This is a genomic window from Streptomyces sp. CO7, assembly GCF_053474865.1.
On the sequence record NZ_JBRIOU010000011.1, the window covers coordinates 64818 to 69081 of the forward strand.

Annotated in this window: 4 protein-coding genes and 1 riboswitch; of the genes, 3 read left to right on the forward strand and 1 reads right to left on the reverse strand. The window is 72.9% G+C overall.

Going from position 1 to position 4264, the window contains the following annotated elements; all coding sequences use genetic code 11:
- Positions 1-1163, reverse strand: a 1163-nt coding sequence (locus tag ACOV8S_RS29380) for an MFS transporter (RefSeq protein WP_448321520.1), incomplete at its 3' end; no start/stop codon positions are given.
- 147 nt (positions 1164-1310) lie between these two features.
- A riboswitch (FMN riboswitch) is annotated at positions 1311-1441 on the forward strand.
- 226 nt (positions 1442-1667) lie between these two features.
- Between ACOV8S_RS29380 and ACOV8S_RS29385 the strand changes: the two genes are divergently transcribed.
- From ACOV8S_RS29385 to ACOV8S_RS29395, 3 genes are read left to right on the forward strand one after another with little or no spacing between them, the layout of a single operon-like run.
- Positions 1668-2276 (forward strand): riboflavin synthase, encoded by a 609-nt coding sequence (locus tag ACOV8S_RS29385; protein WP_382557486.1) that lies wholly within the window; start codon positions 1668-1670, stop codon positions 2274-2276.
- Complete coding sequence (locus ACOV8S_RS29390) at positions 2273-2917, forward strand: nicotinamide mononucleotide transporter family protein (RefSeq protein WP_448321521.1); 645 nt, start codon at positions 2273-2275, stop codon at positions 2915-2917. The genes ACOV8S_RS29385 and ACOV8S_RS29390 overlap by 4 nt, the downstream gene beginning before the upstream one ends.
- Positions 2914-4227, forward strand: coding sequence for a bifunctional 3,4-dihydroxy-2-butanone-4-phosphate synthase/GTP cyclohydrolase II (locus ACOV8S_RS29395; protein ID WP_448321522.1), 1314 nt, complete (start codon positions 2914-2916; stop codon positions 4225-4227). Before ACOV8S_RS29390 ends, ACOV8S_RS29395 begins: the two co-directional genes overlap by 4 nt.
- The last annotated feature ends 37 nt before the right edge of the window (positions 4228-4264 follow it).

Sequence of the window (4264 nt, forward strand, 5' to 3'; positions counted from 1 at the left end):
GCGCGTAGCACCCCGGCGAAGCCGGCCACCCCGCAGGCGAGCAGCGTCACCAGGGCGAACGACACGACCAGGCTGGTGGCCTCGGCCAGCGCGCCGATCGCCCCGGGGGCGACCAGCCCGGAGGTGTAGGTGATGGTGGCGACGCCCGCGATGGCCTGGCTCGGGTTGGGGCCGCTGCGGCCGGCGGCCGCGAAGCACAGCGGCACCACCACGGCGATGCCCAGGCCCAGCAGCGCGAACCCGGTCATGGCGACCGCGGGGTGCGGGGCGAGGACCACCAGCACCCCGCCGAGCGCGGCCAGCGCACCGCTCACCCGCACCGAGCGCACGGCGCCGAAACGGTCGACCACCGGGTCGCCGGCGAACCGGGCCAGCGCCATGGTCAGGGTGAAACCGGTGGTGCAGGCGGCGGCCAGGGTCGCCGAGGACCCGAGGACGTCGCGCAGGTAGACCGCCGACCAGTCGAGGCTGGCGCCCTCGGCGAAGACCGCGCAGAAGCCGATCGCGCCGATCAGCAGCGCGGAGCGCGGCGGCAGCGCGAACCGAGGCGGCGGCTCCTCGTCCACCGCGGCACGGATGTCCAGCAGCCAGGAACAGGCGATCAGGCCCACCACCGTCAGGACCGCCGCGGCGACGGCGAAGTGCAGTCGTCCGTCCGCGTCCAGGTGCGCGGCCAGCGTGCCGCCGGCCGAGCCCAGCAGCGCGCCCGTGCTCCACATGCCGTGCAGGCCGGACATGATCGACCGGTCCAGGAGGTTCTCCACCTCCACGCCGCTCGCGTTCATCACGACGTCCGCCATCCCGGAGGTGGCGCCGTACACGAACAGGGCGAGGCACAGGGTGAGCAGGTTCGGGGCGAGGCCGGGCAGCACCAGGGAGAGCGTCCACCCCGCGAGCAGCATCCGCTGGGCGGTCCGAGCGCCCAGCACGTGCGTGATCCGGCCGGCCAGCGGCATCGCCAGCGAGGCGCCCAGCGCGGGCATCGCCAGCGCCAGACCCAGCTGTCCCGCGCTCACCGAGGCGTGGTCCGCGACCCAGGGCACCCGGGAGGCGAACGATCCCGCCACCGCGCCGTGCACCGCGAACACCGTGGCCACCGCGTAGCGGGCCTTGCGTACCTGCTCTGCTCCGTAGGCCGGTCGGCCGGTCGACGTGTCGGACACGCGGTCCCTCCCCGGGGCGATCCGGTGCACCGTGCACCGATCTGACCGTACACGCGAGCGACCACCCAATGTGAGTCAGTCCACAGAGGGGGTCTTCTCCGGGCACCGGGTGACATGGCACACTGGGCGTGTCAGATCAATGACCAACAGCGCACTCCGGGGTCGGTGAAAATCCGAACCGGCGGTTACAGTCCGCGACCCGGCCGCCTCCAGCGGTCGGCTGACCAGGTGAAATTCCTGGACCGACGGTTAAAGTCCGGATGGGAGGCAGTGCGCGACGGGCAGGCACGACCGTGCCGGGCCGTCGGAGCGGGTGGTCGCCCGCGGGTCGTCGTCCTGGCCGTGCCCTGGGCGCGGTCGGCAGGCGTGCGCCCGTGGTCCCTTCCCGTCCGGCGTGCCGTGCGGGGTCGAGCCGTTGGCGGTGCGAACCGCGTGCCCGTGTGTCCTGCCGTCGTCGTCGGCAGCCCCGGAGTCCGTGCCCGTCACGGCAGGAGGACCCGGGAAGTGTTCACCGGCATCGTAGAAGAGCTGGGTGAGGTGACGGCCGTCGAGCAGCTCGACGACGCCGCACGGTTCCGGCTGCGAGGCCCCGTCGTCACCGAGGGCGCCAAGCACGGCGACTCGATCGCGGTCAACGGAGTCTGCCTCACCGTCGTCGAGCACGAGGGCGACGAGTTCACCGCGGACGTCATGGCCGAGACCCTCAAGCGGTCCAGCCTCGGCGCGCTGACCGTGGGATCGCGCGTCAACCTCGAACGCCCCACCCCCGTCGGGGGCCGCCTGGGCGGGCACATCGTGCAGGGCCACGTCGACGGCACGGGGACGATCCTGGACCGCCAGGCCTCCGAGCACTGGGAGGTCGTGCGGATCTCGCTGCCCGCGGAGCTGTCCCGCTACGTGGTCGGCAAGGGGTCCATCACCGTCGACGGCATCAGCCTCACCGTCGTCGAGGCCGGCCAGGACTTCTTCACCGTCAGCCTCATCCCCACCACCCTCGCGCTGACCACGCTCGGCGCCAAGAAGGCCGGCGACCCGGTCAACCTCGAGGTGGACGTGGTCGCCAAGTACGTGGAGCGGCTCACCCTCGCGGGCCGGACGGAGGGCGACCGGTGAGCTGGCTCAACGCGCAGGCGTTCACCGTCCTCGGACAGCACATCATCTGGTCCGACCTGATCGGCAACACCCTTGGCCTCTTCGCGCTCGCCCTCGGCTGGCGGCGCAACGTCTGGACCTGGCCGCTCCAGCTGGTGTCCGGCCTGGTGCTGATCGCCGCGAACATATCCGTGCAGCAGGCGGGCGGCGTCGGCAAGCAGCTGGTGGTCGTCGCGGTGGCGGTGTGGGGCTGGCGCGCCTGGCAGCTGGGCCGCAGGACCTCCGCGGACGGCGCCGTCCAGGTCCGCTTCGCCACCTGGAACGAGCGCGGCCTGCTGGCCGCCGGCGCCCTGGCCGGAACCCTCGCCGTCGGCGGGCTGTTCACGCTGTTCCCCACCCTGTCCTGGAGCCCGTGGGCCGACGCCTACATCTTCGTCGGCACCCTGGTCGCCATGTACGCGCAGGCCAAGGGCATGGTCGAATTCTGGTTCGCCTGGCTCCTGGTCGACCTGGTCGGCGTCCCGCTCAACTTCGCGGGCGGACTCGCCTTCTCCGGACTCATCTATCTCGTCTACGGGGCACTCGTCCTGTGGGGCATGCGCGACTGGTGGATCCGCTCCCGCACAGCCCAGCGACCCGCCCTGGAAGGAACGCCGGCATGACGGCACCCGCCTGGACCCCGAACCCCCGCCACCCCGAGGACCCCGACGCCCTGATCCTCGCCCTCGACCCCGTCGAGCAGGCGATCGCGGACATCGCGGCCGGCCGCCCCGTGGTGGTCGTCGACGACGAGAACCGAGAGAACGAGGGCGACCTGGTGATCGCCGCCGAGGCGGCCACCCCCGAGGTCGTGGCCTTCATGATGAGCGAGTGCCGCGGACTGATCTGCGCCCCCATGGAGGCCGACGAGCTCGACCGCCTGCGCCTGCCGCAGATGGTGCAGGACGAGGCGAACACCGAGTCCATGAAGACCGCGTTCACCGTCTCCGTGGACGCCACCGCCGCGCACGGCGTCACCACCGGCATCTCCGCCGAGGACCGTGCCGCCACCCTGCGCCTGCTGGCCGGCGGCACGGCCGGACCGGACGACTTCGTGCGCCCCGGCCACGTCTTCCCGCTGCGGGCCCGCTCCGGCGGCGTGCTGGAGCGCCCCGGCCACACCGAGGCCGCCGTCGACCTGGCCCGGCTCGCCGGGATGCGGCCCGCCGGCGTCATCGTGGAGATCGCCGGGGAGGACGGCCGGATGCTGCGGCTGCCCGACCTGGTGCCCTTCGCGCGCAAGCACGGGCTGACCATCGTCTCCATCGAGGACCTGATCGCCTACCGGCGCTCCGCCGAGCCCACCGTGCGCCGCGAGGCCCAGGTCCGCCTGCCCACCCGCTTCGGCGACTTCACCGCCTACGGCTACCGCTCCACCGTCGACGGCGTCGAGCACGTCGCCCTGGTCCACGGGGACATCGGCGACGGCCGGGACCTGCTGGTGCGGCTGCACTCCGAGTGCCTCACCGGCGACGTCTTCCACTCGCTGCGCTGCGACTGCGGACCCCAGTTGGAGGCGTCGCTGGAGCGCATCCACGAGGCGGGCCGCGGGGTGCTGGTCTACCTGCGCGGGCACGAGGGCCGCGGCATCGGCCTGATGTCCAAGCTGCGCGCCTACGAACTGCAGGAACGCGGCCACGACACCCTCGACGCCAACCTCGAGCTCGGCCTGCCCGCCGACGCCCGGGACTACGGGGCCGGCGCGCAGATCCTCGCCGACCTCGGCGCCCGGACGGTGCGGGTGATGACCAACAACCCCGACAAGACCGACGCCCTCGCCCGCCACGGCATGGAGATCCTCTCCCGGATCCCGATGCCCGTGCAGGCCGGCGAGCACAACGTCCGGTACCTGCGCACCAAGCGCGACCGGATGGGCCACGACCTGCCCTGGCTCGACCAGGACGGCGCGGTGGCCGGCTGCGGCGACCAGTGACCCATCGACCCGTCCCCGGGTCCCCACCCCCATTTCC

What these genes read in the sequence shown, in the direction of transcription:
- ACOV8S_RS29395 (WP_448321522.1), top strand. Translation starts at nt 2,914, where the DNA reads ATGACGGCACCCGCCTGGACCCCGAACCCCCGCCACCCCGAGGACCCC.